Annotated in this window: 22 protein-coding genes; 17 read left to right on the forward strand and 5 right to left on the reverse strand. The window is 38.2% G+C overall.

What is annotated here, in order from left to right:
• Positions 1–172: 172 nt before the first annotated feature.
• Positions 173–319, reverse strand: a complete 147-nt coding sequence (locus tag C4S38_RS15845; protein ID WP_160034752.1) for a hypothetical protein — start codon at positions 317–319, stop codon at positions 173–175.
• A gap of 207 nt (positions 320–526) precedes the next feature.
• On the opposite strand from C4S38_RS15845, the gene C4S38_RS14595 reads away from it, so the two are divergent.
• Positions 527–1,366: a DUF5032 domain-containing protein gene (locus C4S38_RS14595; protein WP_099462993.1), complete on the forward strand. Its 840-nt coding sequence runs from the start codon at positions 527–529 to the stop codon at positions 1,364–1,366.
• 4 nt (positions 1,367–1,370) lie between these two features.
• Here C4S38_RS14595 and trmD read toward each other — a convergent pair whose 3' ends face one another.
• A complete protein-coding gene (gene trmD, locus C4S38_RS14600) occupies positions 1,371–2,045 on the reverse strand; it encodes a tRNA (guanosine(37)-N1)-methyltransferase TrmD (RefSeq protein WP_103984312.1) in 675 nt (224 codons plus the stop codon).
• A gap of 483 nt (positions 2,046–2,528) precedes the next feature.
• Here trmD and pheT point away from each other — a divergent pair, with 483 nt between their 5' ends.
• The 3 genes from pheT (at position 2,529) to C4S38_RS14615 (ending at position 6,639) form a co-directional block, all read left to right on the forward strand.
• A complete protein-coding gene (gene pheT / locus C4S38_RS14605) occupies positions 2,529–4,991 on the forward strand; it encodes a phenylalanine--tRNA ligase subunit beta (protein ID WP_103984313.1) in 2,463 nt (820 codons plus the stop codon).
• Between the two features lie 34 nt (positions 4,992–5,025).
• Entirely contained in the window at positions 5,026–5,763 is a 738-nt protein-coding gene (locus tag C4S38_RS14610) for a YebC/PmpR family DNA-binding transcriptional regulator (protein ID WP_103984314.1), read from the forward strand.
• A 123-nt stretch (positions 5,764–5,886) separates the two neighbouring features.
• Positions 5,887–6,639 carry a hypothetical protein gene (locus C4S38_RS14615; RefSeq protein WP_200817983.1) on the forward strand — a complete coding sequence of 251 codons (753 nt, stop codon included), beginning with the start codon at positions 5,887–5,889 and terminating at the stop codon, positions 6,637–6,639.
• A gap of 18 nt (positions 6,640–6,657) precedes the next feature.
• Here C4S38_RS14615 and C4S38_RS14620 read toward each other — a convergent pair whose 3' ends face one another.
• On the reverse strand, positions 6,658–7,719 hold the full coding sequence (locus C4S38_RS14620) for a 6-bladed beta-propeller (RefSeq protein WP_103984315.1): 1,062 nt from the start codon (positions 7,717–7,719) through the stop codon (positions 6,658–6,660).
• A gap of 250 nt (positions 7,720–7,969) precedes the next feature.
• Between C4S38_RS14620 and C4S38_RS14625 the strand changes: the two genes are divergently transcribed.
• Positions 7,970–8,260, forward strand: a complete 291-nt coding sequence (locus C4S38_RS14625; protein WP_394340858.1) for a nitrous oxide-stimulated promoter family protein — start codon at positions 7,970–7,972, stop codon at positions 8,258–8,260.
• Between the two features lie 14 nt (positions 8,261–8,274).
• Here C4S38_RS14625 and yaaA read toward each other — a convergent pair whose 3' ends face one another.
• Positions 8,275–9,039, reverse strand: coding sequence for a peroxide stress protein YaaA (gene yaaA / locus C4S38_RS14630; protein ID WP_103984316.1), 765 nt, complete (start codon positions 9,037–9,039; stop codon positions 8,275–8,277).
• Positions 9,040–9,133: 94 nt separating this feature from the next.
• Positions 9,134–9,766 (reverse strand): chloramphenicol acetyltransferase, encoded by a 633-nt coding sequence (locus C4S38_RS14635; RefSeq protein WP_103984317.1) that lies wholly within the window; start codon positions 9,764–9,766, stop codon positions 9,134–9,136.
• A gap of 415 nt (positions 9,767–10,181) precedes the next feature.
• Here C4S38_RS14635 and C4S38_RS14640 point away from each other — a divergent pair, with 415 nt between their 5' ends.
• From C4S38_RS14640 to C4S38_RS16155, 12 genes are all read left to right on the forward strand, one after another.
• Positions 10,182–10,784 carry an HU family DNA-binding protein gene (locus tag C4S38_RS14640; protein ID WP_103984318.1) on the forward strand — a complete coding sequence of 201 codons (603 nt, stop codon included), beginning with the start codon at positions 10,182–10,184 and terminating at the stop codon, positions 10,782–10,784.
• 108 nt (positions 10,785–10,892) lie between these two features.
• On the forward strand, positions 10,893–11,912 hold the full coding sequence (locus C4S38_RS14645; protein WP_234999423.1) for a linear amide C-N hydrolase: 1,020 nt from the start codon (positions 10,893–10,895) through the stop codon (positions 11,910–11,912).
• Between the two features lie 232 nt (positions 11,913–12,144).
• Positions 12,145–12,666, forward strand: coding sequence for an RNA polymerase sigma-70 factor (locus C4S38_RS14650; RefSeq protein WP_234999419.1), 522 nt, complete (start codon positions 12,145–12,147; stop codon positions 12,664–12,666).
• A 76-nt stretch (positions 12,667–12,742) separates the two neighbouring features.
• Positions 12,743–13,732, forward strand: a complete 990-nt coding sequence (locus C4S38_RS14655; RefSeq protein WP_103984320.1) for a FecR family protein — start codon at positions 12,743–12,745, stop codon at positions 13,730–13,732.
• A 174-nt stretch (positions 13,733–13,906) separates the two neighbouring features.
• Positions 13,907–17,302 carry a SusC/RagA family TonB-linked outer membrane protein gene (locus C4S38_RS14660; RefSeq protein WP_200817984.1) on the forward strand — a complete coding sequence of 1,132 codons (3,396 nt, stop codon included), beginning with the start codon at positions 13,907–13,909 and terminating at the stop codon, positions 17,300–17,302.
• A gap of 21 nt (positions 17,303–17,323) precedes the next feature.
• Positions 17,324–18,955 carry a RagB/SusD family nutrient uptake outer membrane protein gene (locus C4S38_RS14665; protein ID WP_103984321.1) on the forward strand — a complete coding sequence of 544 codons (1,632 nt, stop codon included), beginning with the start codon at positions 17,324–17,326 and terminating at the stop codon, positions 18,953–18,955.
• A gap of 145 nt (positions 18,956–19,100) precedes the next feature.
• Positions 19,101–19,370 carry a hypothetical protein gene (locus C4S38_RS14670; protein WP_103984322.1) on the forward strand — a complete coding sequence of 90 codons (270 nt, stop codon included), beginning with the start codon at positions 19,101–19,103 and terminating at the stop codon, positions 19,368–19,370.
• 341 nt (positions 19,371–19,711) lie between these two features.
• A complete protein-coding gene (gene clpB / locus C4S38_RS14675; RefSeq protein WP_103984323.1) occupies positions 19,712–22,300 on the forward strand; it encodes an ATP-dependent chaperone ClpB in 2,589 nt (862 codons plus the stop codon).
• A 124-nt stretch (positions 22,301–22,424) separates the two neighbouring features.
• Positions 22,425–23,129 carry a DUF169 domain-containing protein gene (locus C4S38_RS14680; protein WP_103984324.1) on the forward strand — a complete coding sequence of 235 codons (705 nt, stop codon included), beginning with the start codon at positions 22,425–22,427 and terminating at the stop codon, positions 23,127–23,129.
• Positions 23,130–23,206: 77 nt separating this feature from the next.
• Complete coding sequence (locus C4S38_RS14685; protein WP_099462979.1) at positions 23,207–23,533, forward strand: hypothetical protein; 327 nt, start codon at positions 23,207–23,209, stop codon at positions 23,531–23,533.
• Positions 23,534–23,579: 46 nt separating this feature from the next.
• A complete protein-coding gene (locus C4S38_RS14690; protein WP_103984325.1) occupies positions 23,580–24,260 on the forward strand; it encodes an OmpA family protein in 681 nt (226 codons plus the stop codon).
• Positions 24,261–24,342: 82 nt separating this feature from the next.
• Positions 24,343–24,546: a hypothetical protein gene (locus C4S38_RS16155; protein ID WP_234999420.1), complete on the forward strand. Its 204-nt coding sequence runs from the start codon at positions 24,343–24,345 to the stop codon at positions 24,544–24,546.
• Positions 24,547–24,564 lie beyond the last annotated feature (18 nt).

Here is a 24,564-nt window from a genome sequence, read left to right on the forward strand (position 1 = left end):
AAGCCAAAAGTGACAGAAACAACTTTGTATCTTTTCACTACTTTTCTCTTGACAGAAAAGTAGTGAAAAATGTTCGCGGGAAGCACTAAAGCGTTACAAGCATGATTCCGAAACAACGATACAATAATATATAAATCAATAATATACAGCCAATATCAGATCGTTTTGCAATTTAGGAATAAGCCCCGAAGATGGCGACAGAAGGTGACAAAGTGGGGGCATTCCCAAAGTCAGTAATTTGTATTTCATATTGTTGTTTGTTGCAAGATGTGGCGAATAGTAGTATGATGCTTATAACCGTTAATAAATTCGTCTCCATGTTATTAAATTTTAGCTGTTATCTTTTGTTTATTAGAACCGTGACTAATGAGTTTGTTGTTAGATATTTAATATATGATTAACATAATACAAATCGAAAGTTTTCAGGATGTTTGTTCAAACATTAATACTTAAATATGGTTATATTGTCAGTTATTCTTTTAAATGTCCTATTTTTGTACAATCAAATGACTAATTCCAAACAGAAATGAAAAAGTATATATTCTTATTGTTTGCAGGAATCGCCGGTTTGGTATCTTGTGGTGATGATGATAAACCGTCTCTTCCGGAACTGAATAAACTAACGAAAATAACTTGCTATAAAAATGGCAGCACAACTCCTGAGTTTGTGAAAGAGATTACATATAATAGTGATGGGGAAATATCATATATTATTGAAAATAATACAGATAAAAAGCAATTTTTGTATTCGGGTAATACGATTGTTGTAGCTGCGACCAATGCTGCAGATGCTACTTCTACGGAATACATATTAAGCGGTAAGACTATTGTAAAGAAAAAGGTATCCGATAAAAATCCTTATAAGAATGAGATATATGTACGTGATGAATATGACTATGGATATAATAGAAGTGCATTGGTGCAGACATCATGGATAGCTACTAGTCCGACCATAGACGGCAAATATGAAACCCGGACGTATAAGGATGCTGAAAAATATACATGGCAGGATGATAATGTAGTACGTTTTACCGAGGATAAGAGTGAGATGGTTTATGAATATGGAAATAATAATCTTCGTCCTCATAATTTCCCGTTTCGCGTAATAGCATCTTTTGCCCCTGTGGGGATGGATGTTGTAACACCTTTAAACCTGGCTTACGGTGCTCAAAACAGGAATTTGCCAACCTATGCTTATTGGTATAATTTTCCTGATACAAATACAAAATGTGCAGAGTATACTTACAACTTCTCTTCTATGGGAGATTACATTACCGGTATGACTATACAAGAAAAGATATATGCAATAAATGGGACTCCTGGCGCCGATAATACCTATACATATTCTTTTGAATATGCAAATTGAATAACTATTTCAATAAATCGGGACGAAGTTGGGCAGTACGTTCTTGTGCCTGCTGTAAGCGCCATTCTTCAATTTTACGCTGATGTCCGGAAAGTAATACATCCGGTACTTTCCATCCCTTGTAGTCTGCCGGACGTGTATAAACGGGAGGAGCTAATAAGTTATCTTGGAAAGAGTCCGATAGGGCGCTTTGTTCATCACCAATTGCTCCCGGGATAAGACGGACCACCGCATCGGTAATAATAGCTGCGGCAAGTTCTCCTCCTGTAAGTACATAATCACCTACCGAAATTTCTTTTGTAATGAGGTGTTCGCGGATACGATAGTCAATACCTTTATAATGTCCGCATAAGATAATGATGTTGTCAAGTAGAGACATACTGTTAGCCATTGGCTGGTTAAATACTTCTCCGTCGGGAGAGGTATAGATTACTTCATCGTATTTACGTTCGTTCTTCAGAAAAGAAATAGCACGGTCAATCGGCTCTATTTGCATTACCATACCGGCTTCACCACCAAAAGGATAATCATCCACACGCCTCCATTTATTGGTTGTATAATCTCGCAGATTATGTAAATGAATTTCTGCTAATCCGTTATCCTGAGCTCTTTTTACTATGGAACAATTGATCATTCCGTCAATCATTTCGGGTAATACGGTAAGTATGTCGATACGCATATGGATTTGTATAAGTATATTTGTCGCAAAAGTACGGCATTATTTTATAGTTGTCAAGAACTTGCCGGATTTTGATTTCGGTGCTGTATGCATCGGCTCAGTATCAAACCTATTACTATAAATTTGACTGGACCGGGAAGAAGTTTTTTTCGAATCGGGCATAAAAAAACACTGAACAAAGGGCAGGGATGCCGGCTATCTTGAGTGATCTTCCCAAGTCATCACGGGTGGGGAGGTACATCATCATCTACTCAGGGAAATGCTGTTTTTTCCGGGTTTTAATAGAGTTTTTTTATTGAATAAAAATAGTTCGAATGAAATATTATAAAAAGCTTTGATTTATGAGGTTTTTAAAACATTGCAGAATAAAGTCTATACTCATTTTGAATAATTATTCTATTATTTGTACCTTTGCGAGTCAATTTGCCGTTGGCGGAGAATGCCGCAGGTGCATATTTGCTTGATTGAATAAATTTTATAGCGATGAATATATCTTATAATTGGCTGAAAGAGTATCTTGATTTCGATTTGCAGCCTGAAGAAGTTGCAGCAGCACTAACATCTATCGGCTTGGAAACCGGCGGGGTAGAGGAAGTTCAAACGATTAAAGGCGGGCTGGAAGGATTAGTTATCGGTGAAGTTCTTACTTGTGAAGAACATCCTAATTCAGACCATTTACATATTACAACCGTAAATGTAGGCGGTGGAGAACCTTTGCAGATTGTGTGTGGAGCGCCGAATGTTTCAGCCGGACAGAAAGTCGTGGTGGCAGTGAACGGTACGAAGCTGTATAGTGGTGATGAAGTCTTTACTATCAAACGGTCTAAAATTCGTGGTGTAGAATCGAACGGCATGATTTGTGCCGAAGATGAGATTGGTATTGGCACAAACCATGCGGGAATTATAGTTCTTCCGGCTGATGCGGTTGTGGGTACTCCTGCTAAAGAATATTATAATGTAAAGAGCGACTATGTGCTGGAAGTGGATATCACACCAAACCGTGTAGATGCAACTTCCCATTTTGGTGTTGCCCGTGATTTAGCTGCTTATTTGAAACAAATGGGTAAACCTGCTGAATTGAAACGTCCGGCAGTAGATGCTTTCAAAATAGATGACGACACTCCGGCTATTGAAGTTGTTGTCGAAAATAAAGAGGCTTGCCTTCGGTATTCCGGTATAACGATAAAAGGAGTGACTGTGAAGGAAAGCCCGGAATGGTTACAGAATCGTTTGAAGGTAATAGGTTTGCGTCCTATTAATAATGTAGTAGACGTAACAAATTTCATTTTGCATGAGTTAGGTCAGCCATTGCATTCATTTGATGCCGGAAAGGTGAAAGGCAATAAAGTAGTTGTAAAGACTTATCCGAACGGAGTAAAGTTTGTAACGTTGGATGGCGTGGAGCGCACTTTGACTGATCGTGATCTGATGATTTGCAATACGGAAGAACCAATGTGTATCGGTGGTGTATTTGGTGGTTTGGATTCGGGAGTTACGGAGCAAACAACCGATGTGTTCCTTGAATCGGCTTGTTTCCATCCTACGTGGATTCGTAAAACTGCTCGCCGTTTCGGTTTGAATACAGATGCTTCTTTCCGTTTCGAACGTGGTCTGGATCCAAATAATACAATTTATGTATTGAAGCGTGCTGCTTTGCTGATTAAGGAATTGGCTGGAGGTAAGATTACAGGCTCTGTTCAGGATATTTATCCGGAACCGGCAAAGCCATATGTTGTAGAACTTTCTTATAAGAAGGTAAATTCTCTTATTGGTAAGGAAATTCCTGTAGAAACAGTTAAAAGTATTCTTGCAAGTCTGGAAATGGAGATTGTTTCGGAAACGGCAGAAGGTTTAACCATACATGTTCCTGTATATCGTATTGATGTGCAACGTGATGTGGATGTAATTGAAGATATCCTCCGTATCTACGGATATAATAATATAGAGTTCAGCGATAGTGTAAAATCTAATCTGAGTTATAAGACTCCGACGGATCGTAGCTATGACTTGCAAAATCTGATATCTGAACAACTTTGCGGTTGCGGTTTCAACGAAATTATGAATAATTCGCTTACGCGTTCAGCTTACTATGAAGAGTTGTCTACATATCCGGTGGCCCATTGTGTAATGCTGATGAATCCGTTGAGTGCCGATCTGAACAGCATGCGTCAAACTTTGTTGTTTGGTGGTTTGGAAAGCATCGAACATAATACAAACCGTAAGAATGGTAATATCCGTTTCTTTGAATTTGGTAATTGCTACGATTACAATATTGACAATAAAAAGGAAGATCAGACATTGGCTCAGTTCAGTGAAGATTACCGTTTGGGGCTTTGGGTTTGTGGTAACCGGGTTGAAAATAGCTGGGCGCATCCGAACGAAAAATCTTCTGTTTATGAATTAAAGGCTTATGTGGAAAATATATTGGTTCGCTTAGGTGTCAATCTGAATAAAGTAATCTTCGGTAACCTGACAAATGATATTTATTCGGCTGGTTTGACTATTACGACTGCTTCGGGCCGTCAGTTAGGAACAATGGGTATTGTAAACAGGAAGGTTTGCAAGGCTTTGGATATTGACATCGAAGTATATTATGCTGAATTATCATGGACATTACTTATGAAGGAAGTCAAGAAGAATAAAGTTACATTCAGCGAAATTTCTAAATTCCCTGCTGTTAAACGTGACTTGGCACTGCTGCTTGATAAGCATGTACAATTTGCCGAGATAGAAAAGATAGCAGTGGAAAGTGATCGTAAGTTGCTGAAAGAAGTTTCTTTATTCGATGTATATGAAGGAAAGAACCTTCCTGCCGGTAAAAAATCGTATGCTGTCAGCTTCTTCCTTCAGGATGAAGGCAAAACTTTAAACGATAAACAGATCGATGCTATCATGAAGAAGATTCAGACAAATCTGGAACAGAAACTTGGTGCACAATTGAGATAATAAACATTATACAAAATATAACAAAATAACAGATATGGGAAGAGCGTTTGAGTTCCGTAAAGCAAGAAAATTTAAACGTTGGGGCAATATGGCCCGCGTATTTACTAAGTTGGGTAAAGAAATTACAATTGCAGCAAAAGCTGGCGGACCGGATCCTGAAAACAATCCTCACTTGCGTGCATTGATGCAAAATGCCAAGAAGGAAAATATGCCGAAGGAAAATGTGGAACGTGCAATCAAACGTGCCGTAGAAAAAGACTTTTCCGGATATAAAGAGATGAACTATGAAGGCTACGGTCCTTATGGAATTGCAATCTTTGTAGAAACAGCAACAGATAATACTACTCGTACTGTTGCAAATGTACGTAGTTATTTCAATAAGCATGGTGGATCATTAGGAACAAGCGGAAGTCTTGAATTTTTGTTCGATCATAAATGCGTATTTCATATTGCAATGAAGGATGGTGTTTCTTTGGAAGATCTGGAATTGGAACTGATTGATTACGGAGTAGATGAACTGGACGCAGATGAAGAAAGTAACGAAATTGTGATTTATGGTGAGTTTGCGCAAAATTCGGCTATTCAGAAATATTTGGAAGAAAATGGTTTCGAAATTACGAGCAGCGAATTTGTTCGTATTCCGAACGATTTGAAAGAAGTAACTCCTGAGCAACGTGAAGGAATAGAGAAGTTAATAGAAAAGCTGGAAGAAGACGATGATGTTCAAAATGTTTTCCATAATATGAAGGAAGACGACCATGAAGATGAGTAATATTTAATCATAATGGAATAGATATTAGGCAGTGGTAAGGAATTTAATTTCTTTACCACTGTTTGTTTTTTTGATATTTTTTGTTTTAATTTGACAATTAAAGAACTCTCAAATACTACTAATATGAAAATGATTAGACAAACTTTACTTATTTGCTTTGTTGCATTGATGTTTACTGTAAGCAACACTGGGTTGGCTCAGAAGGAACTGGGTGTTTTTAATACGATGGCTATAGGCTTGAGTGCCAGTACAAATGGTATTGGTGTAGATGTTGCTACGCCTATAACGCCTCACTTTGCTTTACGTGGAGGTGTGGATTTTATGCCTGGTATTAAGTTTAATACGGATGTAGATGTGGAACTTAGTGGAGAATTCGCTGAACTTTATCCGGATCCGACAATTGATTTGGAAGGAGGCCTTGGTCGTGCCAGCGGCAATCTGCTGGTTAATTATTATCCCTTTAAGAAAGGTACTTTCTTTATTACTGCCGGAGCTTACTTTGCAGGTTCCAAAATGATAAAGATAAAAGGGCATAGTGATGAACTGGAAGAATATATAGATAAAACCGGTGCAGCAGGAGTTGTTGTTGGCGATTATACGATTCCGGTAGATAAAGATGGAAATGTCTCTGGTGGTCTTAAGGTATTTGGTGTTCGTCCTTATGTTGGCCTTGGATTCGGACATGCTGTTCCCCAAAAACGAGTAGGCTTTATGTTTGAGCTGGGTGTTCAGTTCCACGGAACTCCAAAGGTGTATACCGATTATGGAGACTTGGGTACGGCATTTGAAGTAACCGACGATAGCTTTACGAAAATTATTGATAAACTAACTGTTTATCCGGTTATGAAATTCCGTATATGCGGTCGGTTATTATAATAAACCGGATGTAATAATTCAGGCTTTTAATTTTACAATAAACAATACAGGGCTTTTCTCGTTAGCATATTCGGGAAAAGCCTTTTTTATTTCCTGTCCGGATTTACAGAAACAATACGATTGATTATACAAATCCATAGCCTGTAACTCTGGTACAGCTCCGGTATGGTAAAAGTTGTCTTTAAATCCGCCTTGTACTTGCCAGGATTGGTTGTTAAGTGTGTCATAACAGAATGTGTAGCTGCCTTTTTCATTATGCTTATTATGGTAGGTAGAAACCCAGAAACGGCTGCCGAAGCGTATAGGATACAACAATATGCCGTCTGCAGAATAATTCTGTTCTTCTTTGTCTTGTTGCTTTTTTAAAAATAATGTATCACGTAGTAGCTTATTTGTCTCAGTGGAAGGAGAATAAGCATAGATTATCCCTGTATCTCCGGAAACGGAAAGAGTTGGAGGTAAACAGGAAATTCCGCAATCCTTGCGTCCCAGGTTTGCCTGGACCAATTTGTGTGTTTTCATTTTCTGAAAAGAAGAGTCATATTCTACAACTTGTTTTTCCAGGTACGAAACCTTGGTAGAGGAATCGTTTTTTATACATTCTTCCGTAGTCCAGATATGATTATTGTATAAAGAAATAGAAGACATGCGATGTCCGGGCAAGTCACTCTTTAGTTTCTTTTTATCGATTAACTGACCGTCGTACGAGTAATAATGAATATCGTCAACATTTCCTAATACAATAAGCTGGCGACTTACCGGATTCACTACGTAACCGGCTACTTTAATAGTATTTGGATCCGTAATACGACAAATAAATTCTCCCTTTCGGCTGAAACGATACAATGTTCCTTCGCTTATAAGAAACAGATTATTACCTTCCTTACGTACATTTTTCACCTTCTCGATGGAGTGTTTTCCTGCTGTTTGTAATGGAATGGCAACCACTTCATCGGCAATATCGGATAACGAACCAACCAGATGATTTTCTGTCAGTTCGTTTGTTGTAAATAATTCGTATCCTTGCTTGATACAAACAATTGCTATAATTGCCAGTAATATCAGAAAAGCCCGTTTCATGTGTTATGTGATTTGTGACTTGTATTAATAACGGGGGATTAAGCATTTTATTGAAAATAATATGAAATATTATGCGGTTCTTGTGAGCTTTTTGTAGTAGGATGAAATAAAATGTATCTTTGCCACTAATATATTTCAGTGATAATATGAAGACTGTAACTGATAGGTGGCTGGTATATGAGAATGGGCATTTATTTTTCTTGTTGTTGTCGTATGTTTTATATCTTGGTTGTTGAATTCTACAATTGCTATGTCTCTGGTTGCTAAAGAAAAGATAGTTATCGAAAAAATGATCCGTCTTTATTGCAGGCATAAGGAGGGGAATGCAACCTTGTGTGCAGATTGCATGGAGTTGTTGCAATACGCACACACCCGCTTAGACCGTTGTTCGTTTGGAGACAAAAAGGGTTCGTGCCGGAAATGTAAGATACACTGTTATAAACCCGAAATGCGGGAGCGTATAAAGACCGTTATGCGTTATTCAGGTCCGAGAATGTTAATATATACTCCCTGGATTACAATACGGCATTGGTTTAAATGATTCTGCCAGTTATGTCAGGATTGTAAGAAAACCCATTTATCGCCTTCACTCATCTTTTCGTCGTAACAGAAACCTTCCCATGAGAATGATTTAAGTTCTTCCGGATCGGAAATGCGGTTTTTTATGATAAAGCGGCTCATCTGTCCTCTGGCCATCTTAGCATAGATAACAATCGTGTTGGCTTTTCCATTCTTCCAAACCCTGAATTCCGGTGTGATGACGCGTACGGATTGTTCTACTTTTTTCCAATCGAACGATGGTTGTATATCCATGCTAGCCAAATAGATAAGTGTGTTGCCTGCTTTTTTGATATCATCAATAAGTAACTGGGTCTGACGTGGGCGCCAGTAATTATACATGTTTCCGTAACCTAATTCGGGTAGTTTTACATCAAATTCCATGCGATAAGGCTTAATCAGGTCAAGCGGGCGCAGGAGTCCGTAGCAAAAGGATGCAAAACGCATGTGTTCTTGTGCGAATAAAAAGTCTTCCTTGCTAAAGTCTTTTGGGTTTATATTCTTGAAAACCACACCTGTATAGGCTAGTATTGCTTGTAGAGGCTTATTATCTTCCGAATGAAACTCCTGAAAACGCAGATAATTTTCCGTAGCCAGTTTTGGACTCAATTTCAGTATTCGGGCTAATTCATCCTTAGAAAATTGCGTCATGTTAAGCGCTATTTCGTTTGCCTCTTTTGAAAAACGGGGCAATGTCTCTGCGGGAGCTTTCAGTTTAGACGTGCCGGTCATTGTTTTAGCCGGCGAGATAAGAATAAGCATATCGTTTCCTTTTGTTTACTCGTTTATGAAGTGAAGATAATGATAATTTATTCATAGTCCGTTCTTTTCTACTATAAAAAAGATTCAATCGATATCATAATGTAGTTTGACCGTCTTTTAATCTCTGTATAAATTCGGCTACATTCCGTCCGTCCATAAGACCGTGATGAACACTTATGGATATAGGAAGTAAAAGTTTCTCTTCATCCTGTATCAGTTTTCCGGTAGAAATTCTGGGCACAGAGTCTCCTGTTTTAATTGAGCCCGCATGTTTCATTTCAGAGAAAGCGAACCAAGGCAAAGCCGAGTAACGAATAACATCTTCTCTTCCTGTATTTTCAGAAAAAGACAAGCCGGTACTATTCTTAACTCTGTTTATTTCTTTTCCGGCATTTTCAATAAATAAGTCGAGGTTTGCATCATATTCAAAAAATCCAAAACCAAAAGTTCCGTCTTCTCGCCCTATGGTGGGCGAAATATTGATTTTGTCATATTGTACCACTTGTCTTTTCTCTATGCGTAATTTGAAAGCGGTTGTATCATTTATGCATTTTAACAGGAAATGCACGGAATAGAGGAAAAAAGATATTCCCCTTTTTTTACTCTGCTGGTATACATTAGTAAAATCAACAGTAGTGGTAACCCCAAAGAAAGGATCGTCAAACGCTGAGAAGAAGTTAAAATGCTCTTTTCTATTCCAGTCGTCCAGATTTATAACTTGTTTCATTTCTTATATTTTTGTGCTATCGTATTTACCCGGCTCTTTTCTGAATGTTTAACTTAATGTTGAGAGGGTGCTTTAAAGATAGAATATATCGGTACAAATGTATGAAAAGTGTACTTTTTAATATGATTATAAGCAGCACTTTTTTACAGCCATCCTTTGGATTACATTAAAATTTTGAATGTCGAACGCATAACTCTTTTTTACATTTTATGGAACTGTTTATTTTAAATGACAGGATAAATTAGTTTTGTTTTCCTGATCTTTTATTCTTTTGACCTAGGGCAAAATTAATTTTTAGCTGGGACAAAATTGATTTTTACCAGGGATGAAATTAATTTTCAGCTTGCTAAAATGGAAAAAAGTTCCTATATTCGGGATTAAATATTACGATGTCAAAACTTAAAATTATAGATATATGTGTGCAAAGTATTCATTTTATAAGAAACCTCCCAGAAAAGAAAATCCCGAATCATCAGAATTATATGCAAAAGTAGTAGGTTGCAAATCGGTTGGTACCGACCGGCTTGCTCAGGAAATAAGTGCTAATAGTTCTTTCTCTTCTGCCGATGTAAAAGGCATACTGTCTGCTTTGTCCGAACGTTTGATCTTCCATTTAAAATATGGAGAGAATGTGGAATTGGAAGGAATAGGCCATTTTGGTGTAACGTTGAAATGCCCTAAAGGTGTAGTCAACCCGAAGCAGATACGGGCAGAGTCTATTGCTTTTAATAATGTGAGCTTTCGTTGCTCAAAACAATTAAAAAATAAATTAAAGGCATTACCTCTGGAACGTGCCGACAACTTGCCTAAACGCGAACAATTTCCTGATGAAATACGCCGGGAGCATATTCTTTCCGAGATTAAAGAAAAGCAATTTCTATCAAGTACGGATTGTATGATAATTAACCAATGCAGCCGTTATCAGGCATTGAAAGACTTAAACCATCTGTTGGAACAAGGACAAATTATGCGGATAGGACGTGGAAAACAGCGGTATTACGGTATGAAGAAGATATGATTTTCCTTGTAGCTTCAGAACCTATCTGAAAAACATTCTGTTATAGATATACTTAATGAATCGTTAAAAAGTATATTTATGAAAAAGAGAAGAGTTTTTGCTGCACTGATGGTTAGTGTAGCCTTTGGGACGATACTACCGGGACGAATTGATGCATGTACGAGAGCCGTGTATTTGGGGCCTGATAATATGGTTGTTACCGGACGTACTATGGATTGGCGCGAAGACCCGCTGTCAAATCTGTATCTTTATCCGAGAGGAATACAGAAGAAGGGGGCTATTTCGGACAATACCGTGTCCTGGACATCTAAGTATGGAAGTGTAGTAACTGCGGGCTATGATATTGGTGTATGTGACGGAATGAATGAAAAAGGCTTGGTTGCCAATTTACTTTTCCTGACGGAATCTTCTTATGTTCGTTCTAATGATACCCGCCCCGTTATGGGTATAAGTATCTGGACACAATATGTGTTGGATAATTTTGCTACGGTAGATGAGGCGGTTGCCGAATTGTCAAAACAAATCTTTCGTATGGATGCTCCGGATTTGCCTAATGGTGCGAAATCCACATTGCATCTTTCTATCTCGGATGCGACCGGAAATAGTGCTATTTTTGAATATATCAATGGAAATCTGATTATCCATGAAGGTAGGGAATGTCAGATTATGACAAATTCTCCTACATACGACAAACAACTTACACTGAATGATTATTGGAAACAGATTGGCGGTTTGGTTATGTTGCCCGGTACAAACCGTGCATCCGACCGTTTTGTGCGTGCATCATTTTATATTCAGGCTCTTCCGCAAACAAGCAACTTTCATCAGGCGGTAGCCGGAGTGTTTAGTGTGATGCGTAATGTATCGGTACCTTTGGGCATATCTGTTCCCGATCAGCCTAATATTGCTTCGACACGTTGGCGTACAGTGTCGGATCAGAAGAATAAAGTTTATTATTTTGAGTCAACAATGAGCCCTGATATATTCTGGATTAACTTTAAAGACCTGAACTTTAACTCCGGTGCTCCGGTACGAAAACTGACGCTGGTCAATGGTGAAATTTATGCAGGTAATGCAGCCGGTAAATTTCAGGATAATAAAGGGTTGACATTCTTGTTCGGGATATAAATACTTTTTCGAGGGTTTTAACTGGTAAGTCTAAAAGACGTTTTTTGAAGGGAAAAAAGCGTTTTTTAGACTTACGTGCTTTTTATATCTGATATATTTGTAAATATTAATGAATAAATCTAATACAGAGATAGGGCTTATGCATGAATTTGTAACAGCTCAGATTAATAAATGGTGAATATCAAGAGTTTGGTAGTTAGTCGTACTTTTATTAATAATGAGGCATGAAGCTATGAAAATCAGACCGGTTATTAATGAAAATACTTTCCGTGGAATTTATGACGAGTACTATGGGTATTTATGCCGTAACTTGAGCTTCTACACACATGATATAGGGGCAATAGAAGATATTGTTCAGGAAATATTTGTCAAGTTATGGAATGAACGGGATTTATATGAGATTGATAATTTGAAAACCTATCTATCTGTCTGTGCTAAAAATAAAATGCTGAATTATCTGCGCGATGAGCAAACCCGGAAAAACTTATTGAATACGTGGGCTAAAAATACGAATGAAGTATCTAAGGCCATTAATTGTGTTGACGAAAAAGAGTTGGGTTTGTTGATGCTTCAGGCCATAAACAATCTTCCTCCCAAGTGCCAGAAAATTTATTTGTTGAGCCGCGAAGAGAAACTGTCTTATAAACAAATAGCCGAATTGCTGCGAGTTTCCATAAAAACAGTAGAGACACAAATGGGCATAGCCATACATCGGATTAAAGAATTTGTGGCCATGCATTATACTTCGAAATAATATTTTAAAAAAAGATAAAAGCTTTTAGGGGTTTTCATTCTGTTTAAGTGTCATAAATATAAATAAGAAAAACAGAATGAATAATAACATAATCCCATATTCTATAATAGCGAAATATCTTGCAGATGAGTTGAATGATGAAGAGCGCATCTTATTCGAAAAGTGGAGGGCTGCTTCTCCTGAAAATGAAAATGTCCTGAAAGATTTGCAATATCAATGGAACGGATTGCTTCCTTTGCCGGAATCTGCTTTTCAAAAAGGTAAATTTAATACATGGGAGAAGATAACAAAAGAGATTAATCTGGGAAAGAAGAGTTTCCATCTCAGATGGATTGTTGCTGCAGCTTCCGTTGCTTTTCTGCTGGGTTTGTCGATTCCTTATTTAACAAAATCTATGTCTGAAAATACGGTGCCAATTGCAGCTCAAACTGTTGTGGTTGCGCCTTCCGGACAGAAATCATATACGTTGTTGCCGGACGGCACAAAGGTATGGTTAAATTCAGATTCAAAGCTGACTTATTCTACCTCATATAATACGAAAGAAAGATTGGTTTATCTGGAGGGGGAAGCTTATTTTGATGTAGTGAGAAATGAAAAACTTTCTTTTATCGTGAAGACCGGGATTGTGGATGTAAAAGTATTGGGAACAGAATTTAATGTGTCGGCTTATTCTACGAATGATATAATTCAGGTAGCTCTGGTACGGGGAAGTGTAAAATTGGAATCTGCTCACAATGCTTCTTTATTGGCAATGCTTAAGCCTGGAGAGAAAGCCGAGGTTAAGAGGTCTGGGCTGCATTGTTCTGTTCTGTCTTGTGATGTGGATACCGAAAGTTCGTGGAGATTAAATAAACTGTGTTTTGAGGGTGCTTATGTTCACGATGTATTTCAGAAAGTGGAACGTTGGTATGGGGTGAAGTTTAATATACTGAATGAGAATAAAGAGTATCGTTATTGGTTTACCTTAAAGACGGAATCGTTAACCGAATTGCTCCAATTAATAAACAAGATTACCCCTATAGAGTATAAAATAGAAGGAGAGGAGGTGACATTGACTTATAAATGATTATTTGGAAAGTGGATAAAAAAAGGTATGAGAAACGGCCATTTCTCATACCTTAAAGCATAATAAATACTCCATACGCGTTATGTGTTACTGTGTTTTAATACAGTAAATGAAGGAGTTTTGTATTTGTGCAAAGGTATAATTATTTTTTTGATTAACTTAAATCTATTTACAATGTTTAAATCTAGAAGAATATTATTCATTGTCTGTATATTGACATGGATATCGGCGGTGAGTTTTGCACAGGCTGTTACTGTGGATTTATCCTTTCGGAATGCCACACTGAAAACGGTTATATCGGAGATTGAGAAGCAGACAGACTATACATTTATGTATCACAATGATATAGACCGGGAACAATCTGTTTCTGTACAAGTAAAGAAAGAAAAATTAGGAACCGTCCTGAACAAGATATTTTCTCCGATGGGAATAATATATGAAATCACCAACAAACAGATTATATTAAAGAAAAAACCGGCAAATACGTCTAAGAAGCTAACTGGAATTATTAGGGACGATCAAGGTATACCTGTTATTGGTGCAAATGTTGTAGAAAAGGGTACGACTAATGGCACGATAACAGACATAAACGGCGAATTTGTACTTGATATGCCGGAAAGCGGCATTATACAGGTTTCTTATATCGGTTATAATACGCAAGATGTAAAGATAGGGACAGATAATACGGTGGATGTCCGGTTAACGGAAGATACTCAGAAACTGGAAGAAGTTGTTGTTGTTGGTTATGGCTCTATGAAAAAGAGAGATCTGACAGGAGCCGTTTCCCAATTAAAAGGCGATGATATTGCAGATCTGCCTCTTAGGAGTGCTTCGGATGCATTGCAAGGAAAAGCAGCCGGTGTAACTATTACATCTACTTCGGGAAGTCCGGGCTCTATGGGAACAGTACGTATTCGTGGTGTAGGTACGATTAATAACAATGATCCGCTTTATGTTGTAGACGGATTGCCTCAAACAGGTATCGGCTGGTTGAATCCTCGGGATATTGAAAGTATGGAAGTGCTGAAAGATGCTTCGGCTCAGGCTATTTACGGAGCACGTGCCGCTAACGGCGTTATTCTGATTACGACAAAGAAAGGAACGGCTGGCACTACTTATAAAACTACATTGGAATTTGACATGCTGGTAGGTTTTCAGAATGCAGAAAAGACATATGATATGTTGGATGCGGAAGGATTCATGAAATATAAGAATATGGCTTATGAGGCATCAAACAAACCGTTACTGGATGATTTCTCGACACCGGAAAAAAGGGAAGCTATTCTGGCATTTCTGGAAAATAATGGCGGTCGTGCCGGAACAAACTGGTGGAATGAGATTGAGAATCCGAATGCTATATCTCAGACGTATAATCTCTCTTTGTCGGGAGGGATTGATAAAATGCGTTATCGTTCCAGTTTTGGATATATGAAGCAAGATGGTATTGTTAAGGCAACGGATTATGAGCGTCTGACCGGACGTGTAAACTTGGATTCCGATGTCTTCAAATGGCTGAAGGTTTCATCAAATACGAATGTAATATATGAAATGCGCCGTAATACAAGAGAAAATGATGCTTATAGCAGTACCGTGTTTTCGGCATTAACGGCAGATCCTATTACCCCTGCTTACCGTAATAACCTGACGGGAATACCTGATTTTCTTGAGAGCCGTATCATGGATGGTTATGAACCGACTAATCCTTTTTCGCAATATGCCGGAATTTTGTATTCAAATAAGCCTAATCCTTTGGCGCAGACTGATCGGCTGGGGCAGAATGTCTGGAAAGGGTTGCAATTAAAAGCAAATGTGTCGGCAGAGATAAAGTTATTCCGTTTCCTGTCGTTTAAATCCAGTATCGGATTGGATTTATCCCGTACGGCAAGTGATAGTTTTTCTCCTAAATATTATTTGAATGCAACGGATCAGGTGTCGGATGCAACAGTTGGACGTAATATAGGCCAGACTGATTATTGGGTTTTTGATAATTATTTTTCTTATAATGATAAGTTTGGTAAGCATACTGTTTCTGCAATGGCAGGTATGTCTGCCGAGAAGAACCGGTATGAAACGACAGTAACTTCTAAACAGGGTTTGGTAAATAATGATAAAAGTCAGCAAATACTGAATGCTGCAACAAAGAATCCAACTTCATCGGGAGCGATAACTATCAGCTCTTTAAATTCGTATTTCGGTCGTTTGTTTTATTCGTATGCGGATAAATATATGCTTACGGCAAATATACGATGGGATGGTTCTTCCAACTTTGCAGCGGGTAATAAGTGGGGCGTATTTCCTTCCGTGTCGGGAGGTTGGTATTTTAGCGAAGAGTCGTTTATAAAAGAAGCTATAGGCGATTGGTTTTCACAAGGTAAATTAAGGGTTGCGTGGGGAGAGATAGGTAATCAGGATGTAACTTCCGGCGCTTATTTGACGAAGTTTGCCAATAGCTCTTATTATATGGTAGGTGAGCCATTGAATCCCTGGCTAAGTGGTGGACGCTCAAATGTTGGTAATCCTGATTTGAGATGGGAGACAACCCGCCAGCTGGACTTTGGTTTGGATTTGGCTTTTTTTAATAATGCCTTAAAAGTAAATATAGACTATTTTGACAGGGAGACTTCGGATATGCTGGTGCAGGTCCCGATTCCTGCTTCTGTAGGTTTGCCTAATACTCCGTGGAGCAATGCCGGCAGTGTAAGTAATAAAGGTTTTGAATTTGTAGTAGACTATCAAGGGCATATCGGACGGGAGTTCAACTATAATGTAAATGGAAATATCTCCACCTATAAAAACAAGGTTATCAGTCTTGGCGGCGGTACTAACATTCCTGGTAAAACCCATCTGGGCAATCAGGTAAATACAATGATTGAACCGGGTAAACCTATCGGTTATTTTTATGGGTATAAGATGGATGGAGTGTTTCAGACACAGCAAGAAATAGATAATTACAGAGGTGGCCCTGACAATACGGTTATTATGCCGAAAGCAGAACCGGGTGATTTGAAGTTCCTGGATTTGAATAATGATGGGAAATTAGGCGAAGAAGACCGCACGATGATAGGTAATCCTCATCCCGATTTTACTTTTGGCCTTACATTGGGAGCTGATTATAAGGGATTCGACTTTTCTGTATTTTTCCAGGGATCGGTAGGTAACGATATCTTGAATATTCTTAAATATGATATTTATTCAGGAACAGGATGGTATAATGCGCCTAAGGATATCTTTGATAAATTCTGGTCGGGACCAGGCAGTACGAATGAAAACTTTGCAATTAGTGCGAATAGCCGCGATAATCTTACAATGTCTGAATGGTTTATAGAAGATGGTTCTTATGTTCGTTTGAAGAACTTGACTGTTGGGTATACGATTCCTGAATCTTTGACAAAGAAAATTACAATTAAGAATTTACGTGTTTTTGTTGCAGCTCAGAATCTGTTTACTATTACCGGTTATTCGGGCTTAGATCCTGAATTGGGTAATACGAATCCTCAGTTTATGGGAATAGATATGGGGTGGTATCCTCAAGCACGTTCATTTATGTTTGGTTTGAGTATGAAGTTATAACCTTAAATTAATAGATACGATATGAAAACATTAAAATATATTTGTCTGGCTGTGTGTAGCTTATTGCTCACTATTAGTTGTTCGGATGCGTTTCTGGACAGACCTACTTTGGGTTCATTGGATAAAGATACCTGGTTGAATACGGAAGATGCCGGAAGTAAAATGTTATCGATGTGCTATACGCCTATGTTGGCAGGGAATGAATATCAAGGATTTAAGTATGAATTTTTTGATTGCATAACGGATGATATGCATAAAGGAGGATCGGATGCTGCGGATAAAATAAGGATTACGGATATAGCCAGAGGAAATCCGTTGACATCGGCCTTGCTTTTGGAGAGAGTATGGAATCATCGTTTTCAGGTAGCCATATCCCGGTGTAATGTTTTATTAGAAAATGTTACTTTAGAAACGCCTCTTATCCAAAGCGGCGGTGCGTATGTGTCAAAAGAAGAAAAAGCGCGTTGGATTGCAGAAGCCCATTTTCTGAGAGCTTACTATTATTTTGATCTGATGATGATATTTGCGAATGTCCCTATTGTAGAAAAACCGTTGAATGCAATTGATAAATCATCCATAACCCGTGCTCCAATGTCTGAAGTCTATAGTTTTATAATGAAAGATTTGGAAATAGCTTTGGCTGAATCGAATATACCTTCTGCAAAAAATCTGCCGGTATCGGAACTGGGACGTGTAACGCGCGAAGCAATACATGCATTTAGAGCCAGGGTTGCATTATTCAATAAAGACTATGAATTAACAATAGCCGATTGCAAAAAAGTGATTGATTCGGGAGCCTATGAGCTGGTGCCGAATTATGAAGACTTATTTAATAGTGTGGAGAAAGGATATAAATCCAAAGAGTGTATATTTATGACTTATAATAGTTATAATCCTCCTTATTCGAAGGGAAGTCCGTCTCTTATTTTCTTTGTAGGCAGAGGTCCGACAGGCGGTTGGGGCGGTGAAGTTCCAACGTACGATTTGTTGAATGAGTATGAAGCAAAAGATCCCCGTAAAGTACATACGATTTTGTCTCATGGAGATATTTTCTTAAAAAAAGATGGCAATCAGGAAATTCATGATTATACGGGCTATGATAACTATACCAAATTGCAAAGTCGCAAACATTATGTAGATCATTTTAGAAGACCGGATGCCGGTTTGCAGAAAACAGACTGGTCATTTTATAATATCAGGTATGCAGATGTTTTACTAATGTATGCGGAAGCATTAATTGAATCAAAGGGAAATCAACAAGAAGCTATAGATGTCTTGAATAAGATCCGGGAAAGAGCATTCCTTACAACTTCACCTGTAGACAACTATGCTGTTTATCGTGAGTTTAATATTAAAGATCCTGTTACGAAGGCTGAATTTGAAGCCAATTATAAGATAAAACAAGGGGATGATTTGCGAAAGGCTGTTCGTCATGAACGCAGGATAGAACTGGCTGCCGAAGGACAACGTTTTTATGATTTGATACGATGGAATATCTTTGTTGATAAGATAAAACAATTTGCTTCTACACCGGAGGGGGTTGCTTCCGAGAAAGGAATGTATATTTCTGATAAAACGTGGCCATATCCGATTCCTCAATCTGAAATAGATAAAGTGGGAGGGGCTTTATTGCAGAACGATAATTATAAGTAATTGGTTTTTGCGAAAGAAGCATTATAAGCCTTAAAGATTGTCAGCATTAAATTTTAATAAGAAAATAAATAGGTGTTATATGCCGGTAATTATTTATTTTGCTATCGTAATTATTAATTACTCAAACCCATAATTTAGTTTGTAAATGAAAAAGATGATTGTGTGCGCTGCCTTTATGATAGCAATGGCTTCTTTCACAGTTGTAAATGCCCAGGATTCGAATGCAAAGAAAGCTGCAAAGATTGAGCAGTGCAATAAGAAGTGTGGAGAGGAGTGTGATAAATTTTGTGACAACGCAACTTGTAAAGCAGAAGGTTGCCAAGCTGGAAATTGTATAAAAGATAAATCAGTTTGCCAGAAAGATGCTAAAGCATGTTGCAAAGGCAAGCCGGCAAATAAGAAGAAAGGAAATTAATTAAGGAATAGTTAGTTCCTTCTTTTTAGAAATATGGAATCCCGTTGGTTGAAACTGAAAAGTTCAAACCGGCGGGATTCTTTATGGATGAATGCACCAGCCGCTAAACTATAAAAGGTAGCTGAAGAAACCAAACCGTATATAAAACCTTTTCCCTTTTTCTTTTGTTTTCAAACCGAAAAACCATCAGTTTGACGTTTAGTTAAGACGGACAGGCAGTGGCTTTTCCTTTGTTTTTATAATATTAAGACAAAATGTCAGTTTTGGGCTTTGGTATTTGTTTTGTAGATATGTAAGTGCGGTTAGCAATTGAAAAAGAATAAAAGAAAGGAGATAACTATATGAATTTAAACAATTTTACAATTAAGGCGCAAGAGGCTGTTCAACAAGCTGTACAGCTTGCTACCCAACATGGGCAACAGGCTATAGAAGCTGTTCATTTGTTGAAAGGTGTCATTATGACGGGCGAAAGCGTGACCAATTTTATTTTTCAGAAACTGGGTGTAAATATTCAGAATTTGAATCGTGTTTTAGATAGCCAGATCGATTCGTTGCCTAAAGTTTCGGGAGGAGAACCTTATTTATCTGGTGAAGCAAATGCTGTATTACAGAAAGCAATTAGCTATTCTTCCAAAATGGGCGACCAGTATGTTTCGCTGGAACCTATTATTCTGGCCCTGTTAACGGAAAAAAGTACTGCTTCCCAGATATTGAAAGATGCCGGTGTTTCTGAAAATGAACTGCGTAAGGCAATTGAAGAATTGCGTAAGGGTAATAACGTAACCAGCCAGTCTGCAGAAGATACATATGATGCACTAGGCAAATATGCTATTAATTTGAATGAACGTGCACGTAGTGGTAAACTGGATCCTGTTATCGGACGTGATGACGAAATTCGTCGCGTGTTACAGATTTTAAGCCGTCGTACCAAGAATAATCCGATCCTTATAGGTGAGCCGGGGGTTGGTAAGACTGCTATTGCCGAAGGTCTTGCACACCGTATTATCCGTGGTGACGTACCGGAAAATCTGAAGTCCAAGCAGATATTCTCATTGGATATGGGTGCTCTGATTGCCGGTGCAAAATATAAAGGTGAATTTGAAGAACGCCTGAAAGCGGTGGTGAATGAAGTTACTAAATCGGAAGGAGAAATAATTCTCTTTATCGATGAAATTCATACATTGGTTGGAGCTGGCAAAGGCGAAGGAGCAATGGATGCAGCTAATATCCTGAAACCGGCTTTGGCTCGTGGAGAACTGCGGTCTATAGGCGCTACTACGCTGGATGAATATCAGAAGTATTTTGAAAAGGATAAGGCTTTGGAACGCCGTTTCCAGATAGTTATGGTGGAAGAACCGGATGAATTGGATGCCATTTCCATACTTCGAGGATTGAAGGAAAAATATGAAAACCATCATAAGGTACGTATCAAAGACGATGCGATTATTGCGGCAGTACAGTTGTCAACGCGTTATATTACGGATCGTTTTTTGCCGGATAAAGCTATCGATCTGATGGATGAGGCAGCTGCCCGTTTACGTTTGCAGATTGACTCGGTGCCGGAATCGCTGGACGAAGTTTCACGTCGTATCAAACAATTGGAGATTGAACGTGAGGCAATCAAGCGCGAAAACGATAAGGCAAAGCTGGAACAACTTAATAAAGAGATTGCTGATCTGAAAGATGAAGAAAAGAAACAAAAAGCCCAATGGCAAAGCGAGAAGGAGCAGATCAATAAGATACAGCAAAACAAAATTGATATCGAGAATCTTAAGTTCGAAGCTGAAAAAGCCGAACGTGAAGGCGATTATGGTAAAGTTGCAGAGATCCGTTATGGTAAGGTTAAGCAAAAAGAAGAAGAGATAGCCGAAGTAGAAGCAAAGCTGAAAACAATGCAGGGTGCTGCTGCTATGATTAAAGAAGAGGTAGACAGCGAAGATATTGCCGATGTTGTTTCGCGTTGGACAGGTATTCCGGTAAGTAAGATGATGCAAAGTGAAAAAGATAAACTATTGCGTCTGGAATCGGAACTTCATACGCGTGTTATCGGACAGGAAGAAGCTATTGGTGCTATAGCGGATGCGGTGCGGCGTAGTCGTGCCGGGTTGCAAGATCCAAAGCGTCCGATTGGTTCATTTATCTTCTTAGGAACAACCGGGGTAGGTAAAACAGAATTGGCAAAAGCGTTGGCTGAATATCTGTTTGACGACGAGAATATGATGACACGTATAGATATGAGTGAGTATCAGGAAAAGTTTAGTGCTACTCGCTTGATCGGTGCACCTCCGGGATATGTAGGTTATGAAGAAGGTGGCCAGCTTTCTGAAGCTATTCGCCGTAAACCTTATTCTGTAGTCTTGTTTGATGAAATAGAAAAAGCACATCCGGATGTTTTCAATATACTGCTTCAGGTGTTGGATGATGGACGTCTGACTGATAATAAGGGACGCGTAGTTAATTTCAAGAACACGATTATCATTATGACCAGTAATATGGGTTCGTCTTTGATTCGTGAGAACTTTGAAAAGATAACACCTGAAAACCATGAGAAAGTTGTGGATGAAACAAAAATTCAGGTATTGGAATTATTGAAGAAAACGATCCGCCCTGAATTCTTGAATCGTATTGATGAGATCATTATGTTTACGCCGTTGAATGAGGAAGAAATTCGTCAGATTGTAACGTTGCAATTAGATGGCGTGAAGAAAATGCTGGCACAAAATGGCATTGCTCTGAATTTCACTGATGCTGCATTGGCATTTATTTCTGAGAAAGGTTTTGATCCTCAGTTTGGTGCCCGTCCGGTTAAGCGTGTGATCCAGAAATATGTTCTTAATGAATTATCAAAAGAAATTCTGGGACAGAAAGTAAATAAAGACCATCCGATCACAATTGATAGCGAAGGTGATGGACTGGTATTCAAAAATTGATTAAAAGCGAAAGCCTTAGTAATGTTTTTGAATAGTTGAATAGTTTTATGGATTTAATTATTTATTTTTGAATATCTCCATGCTCGAAAACAGGAGATAAGGATAAATATTAAATTTGATTGCTATGGAAGTAAAGGCCTTTATTGAAAATTATAAAGAGGCGTTTGGTGCAGAAACCGAACTGCCTCTTGTTTTTTGGTATTCTGATACGCCGGTTAGGATCGTGGAAAAGGTAGGCGGATGTTTGTTTAAATATATACAGGAAGTCAGGAATGGTGAATTTGTTAGCCTTAATGCTGATAATATAGGTTGCGGTGGCGGTAAATTTTATACGGGTTTTGCTGATATGCCGGACTATGTACCCGAATTTGTTTCTGTGAAAGAAAAATACCGCAAGACTCCCGAAATGGTAAGGGAACAACTAGATTCTTTAAGAGTGCCCAGGGCACGGATGGCTTTTCTTAATTTTGCCCGTTTGGATAAGATTGATAGTTTTGATAATCTGGAAGCCTTGCTGTTTTTTGCTAAACCCGATGTGCTTTCCGGTCTTTCAACCTGGGCTTTTTTTGATAATGGAGCAGCCGATTCTGTTGCTGTGCCTTTTGGTTCGGGCTGTTGCAGTACGATAACCCGTGCTGTTCTGGAGAATAGAAAGAAGGGGAGGAGCTGCATTTTGGGTTTTTTTGATCCTTCTGTCCGTCCTTATTTTGAACCGGATATTTTGAGCTTTACAATCCCTATGTCCCGTTTTAAGGAAATGTATCACACGATGCGTCAGTCATGTTTATACGATACGCATGCCTGGAAAAAGATTAAAGATAGATTGTAGCCAAATAAATGTTAGTTATATTATACAAGTAAAAGTAGTATCTTTGTAAATATTAATAACCAATAAAATGAAGAGTTATGAGCGAAAAAAACGATTTTATCTATGATGAAGACGATTCTGTAAAGTTTATTCAGAATTATCTTCCGCAAGAACTGAAAGGCAAGTTCAGTAATGACGATATCAATTATATTGTAGACTTAATCTATGAGTTTTATGAGTCAAAAGGATATCTGAATGAAAATGACGGCGACGATAAAGAAATAGATATCGATGAAGATGAATTAGTTGATTTTGTGATTAAGAATGCTCAGAAAGACGGAGTAGGAAAATATAATGCAGACGAAATTACTTTTATTGTTCAAGGTGAATTAGAATATTGTGATTCTATCAACATGTTCGATTGATAAACTATTGTATATAGAAAAATTAGTTCACTAAAAGGAATAAGAAATGAGAAGTATTAAATTATTATCTGTTTTGTTGTTGAGTATGGCTGTTGTTTTTTCTAGTTGCAGTACATGGAATAATACAGCTAAAGGTACGGCTATTGGTGTTGGTGGCGGAACTGCTGTTGGGGCTGGTATCGGGGCATTAGCCGGTAATACCGCCTTAGGTGCAATTATTGGAGCTGCAGTAGGTGGTACGGCTGGAGCTTTGATAGGGAAAAAGATGGATAAACAAAAGAAAGAACTGGAGGCAACATTACCGGAAAGTACAACTATTGAAACCATTAATAATGGAGAAGCATTGAAAGTTACTTTTGATTCGGGTATATTGTTTGCAACCAATTCAAGTACGTTAAGCGATGCTTCTAAAAGCGCATTACGCAATTTTGCAACAAGCCTGAAAGCGAATCCGGATACGAATATTAAAATTGTAGGTTATACGGATAATACAGGAAAGGTTGATTATAATCAGCTTTTATCAGAAAAGCGGGCAAAGAGTGTTTATGACTATCTGATGCTGCAAGGCGTTAGTAGCGACCGTATGATTTATGAAGGAAAAGGTGTACATGATCCGGTTGCTTCAAATGACACTCCTGAAGGCCGTGCATTAAACCGCCGTGTGGAAATTGTAATTATGGCTAATGAAAAAATGATACAAGAGGCAAAACAAGGAACACTGCAATAATTCTTTGTATGTTGCGTTTTAACAAATGGCCTCTGTTTCTAGTTATTTAGAGACAGAGGCCGTTTGTTTATAATATGAATTATTGATAGTGACATTGTTTGCAGCATTGCTGGCTATAGCAGGTTTTGCATCAGGGTATATTCATCCGGAAGGGCAGGAATGGATAGCATTTCCCGGGTTGATACTTTTGCCTGTATTAGTGGTTAATTTGATTATAGGACTGATATGGTGGATAATGGATGGACGTTGGGGATATTTACAAATCATTTGCAAACAACCAGTGTAAATTCAATTAAACCTCGTT

This window comes from Parabacteroides chinchillae (genome assembly GCF_900108035.1).
GTDB lineage: Bacteria > Bacteroidota > Bacteroidia > Bacteroidales > Tannerellaceae > Parabacteroides > Parabacteroides chinchillae.

What these genes read in the sequence shown, in the direction of transcription:
- C4S38_RS14610 (WP_103984314.1), top strand. Translation starts at nt 5,026, where the DNA reads ATGGGAAGAGCGTTTGAGTTCCGTAAAGCAAGAAAATTTAAACGTTGG.
- clpB (WP_103984323.1), top strand. Translation starts at nt 19,712, where the DNA reads ATGAATTTAAACAATTTTACAATTAAGGCGCAAGAGGCTGTTCAACAA.
- C4S38_RS14660 (WP_200817984.1), top strand. Translation starts at nt 13,907, where the DNA reads ATGTTTAAATCTAGAAGAATATTATTCATTGTCTGTATATTGACATGG.
- C4S38_RS14640 (WP_103984318.1), top strand. Translation starts at nt 10,182, where the DNA reads ATGTGTGCAAAGTATTCATTTTATAAGAAACCTCCCAGAAAAGAAAAT.
- C4S38_RS14685 (WP_099462979.1), top strand. Translation starts at nt 23,207, where the DNA reads ATGAGCGAAAAAAACGATTTTATCTATGATGAAGACGATTCTGTAAAG.
- yaaA (WP_103984316.1), bottom strand. Translation starts at nt 9,039, where the DNA reads ATGCTTATTCTTATCTCGCCGGCTAAAACAATGACCGGCACGTCTAAA.
- C4S38_RS14655 (WP_103984320.1), top strand. Translation starts at nt 12,743, where the DNA reads ATGAATAATAACATAATCCCATATTCTATAATAGCGAAATATCTTGCA.
- C4S38_RS14650 (WP_234999419.1), top strand. Translation starts at nt 12,145, where the DNA reads ATGAAAATCAGACCGGTTATTAATGAAAATACTTTCCGTGGAATTTAT.
- C4S38_RS14645 (WP_234999423.1), top strand. Translation starts at nt 10,893, where the DNA reads ATGGTTAGTGTAGCCTTTGGGACGATACTACCGGGACGAATTGATGCA.
- C4S38_RS14670 (WP_103984322.1), top strand. Translation starts at nt 19,101, where the DNA reads ATGAAAAAGATGATTGTGTGCGCTGCCTTTATGATAGCAATGGCTTCT.
- C4S38_RS14625 (WP_394340858.1), top strand. Translation starts at nt 7,970, where the DNA reads ATGTCTCTGGTTGCTAAAGAAAAGATAGTTATCGAAAAAATGATCCGT.
- C4S38_RS14620 (WP_103984315.1), bottom strand. Translation starts at nt 7,719, where the DNA reads ATGAAACGGGCTTTTCTGATATTACTGGCAATTATAGCAATTGTTTGT.
- C4S38_RS14635 (WP_103984317.1), bottom strand. Translation starts at nt 9,766, where the DNA reads ATGAAACAAGTTATAAATCTGGACGACTGGAATAGAAAAGAGCATTTT.
- trmD (WP_103984312.1), bottom strand. Translation starts at nt 2,045, where the DNA reads ATGCGTATCGACATACTTACCGTATTACCCGAAATGATTGACGGAATG.
- C4S38_RS15845 (WP_160034752.1), bottom strand. Translation starts at nt 319, where the DNA reads ATGGAGACGAATTTATTAACGGTTATAAGCATCATACTACTATTCGCC.
- pheT (WP_103984313.1), top strand. Translation starts at nt 2,529, where the DNA reads ATGAATATATCTTATAATTGGCTGAAAGAGTATCTTGATTTCGATTTG.
- C4S38_RS14680 (WP_103984324.1), top strand. Translation starts at nt 22,425, where the DNA reads ATGGAAGTAAAGGCCTTTATTGAAAATTATAAAGAGGCGTTTGGTGCA.
- C4S38_RS14595 (WP_099462993.1), top strand. Translation starts at nt 527, where the DNA reads ATGAAAAAGTATATATTCTTATTGTTTGCAGGAATCGCCGGTTTGGTA.
- C4S38_RS14615 (WP_200817983.1), top strand. Translation starts at nt 5,887, where the DNA reads ATGAAAATGATTAGACAAACTTTACTTATTTGCTTTGTTGCATTGATG.
- C4S38_RS14690 (WP_103984325.1), top strand. Translation starts at nt 23,580, where the DNA reads ATGAGAAGTATTAAATTATTATCTGTTTTGTTGTTGAGTATGGCTGTT.
- C4S38_RS14665 (WP_103984321.1), top strand. Translation starts at nt 17,324, where the DNA reads ATGAAAACATTAAAATATATTTGTCTGGCTGTGTGTAGCTTATTGCTC.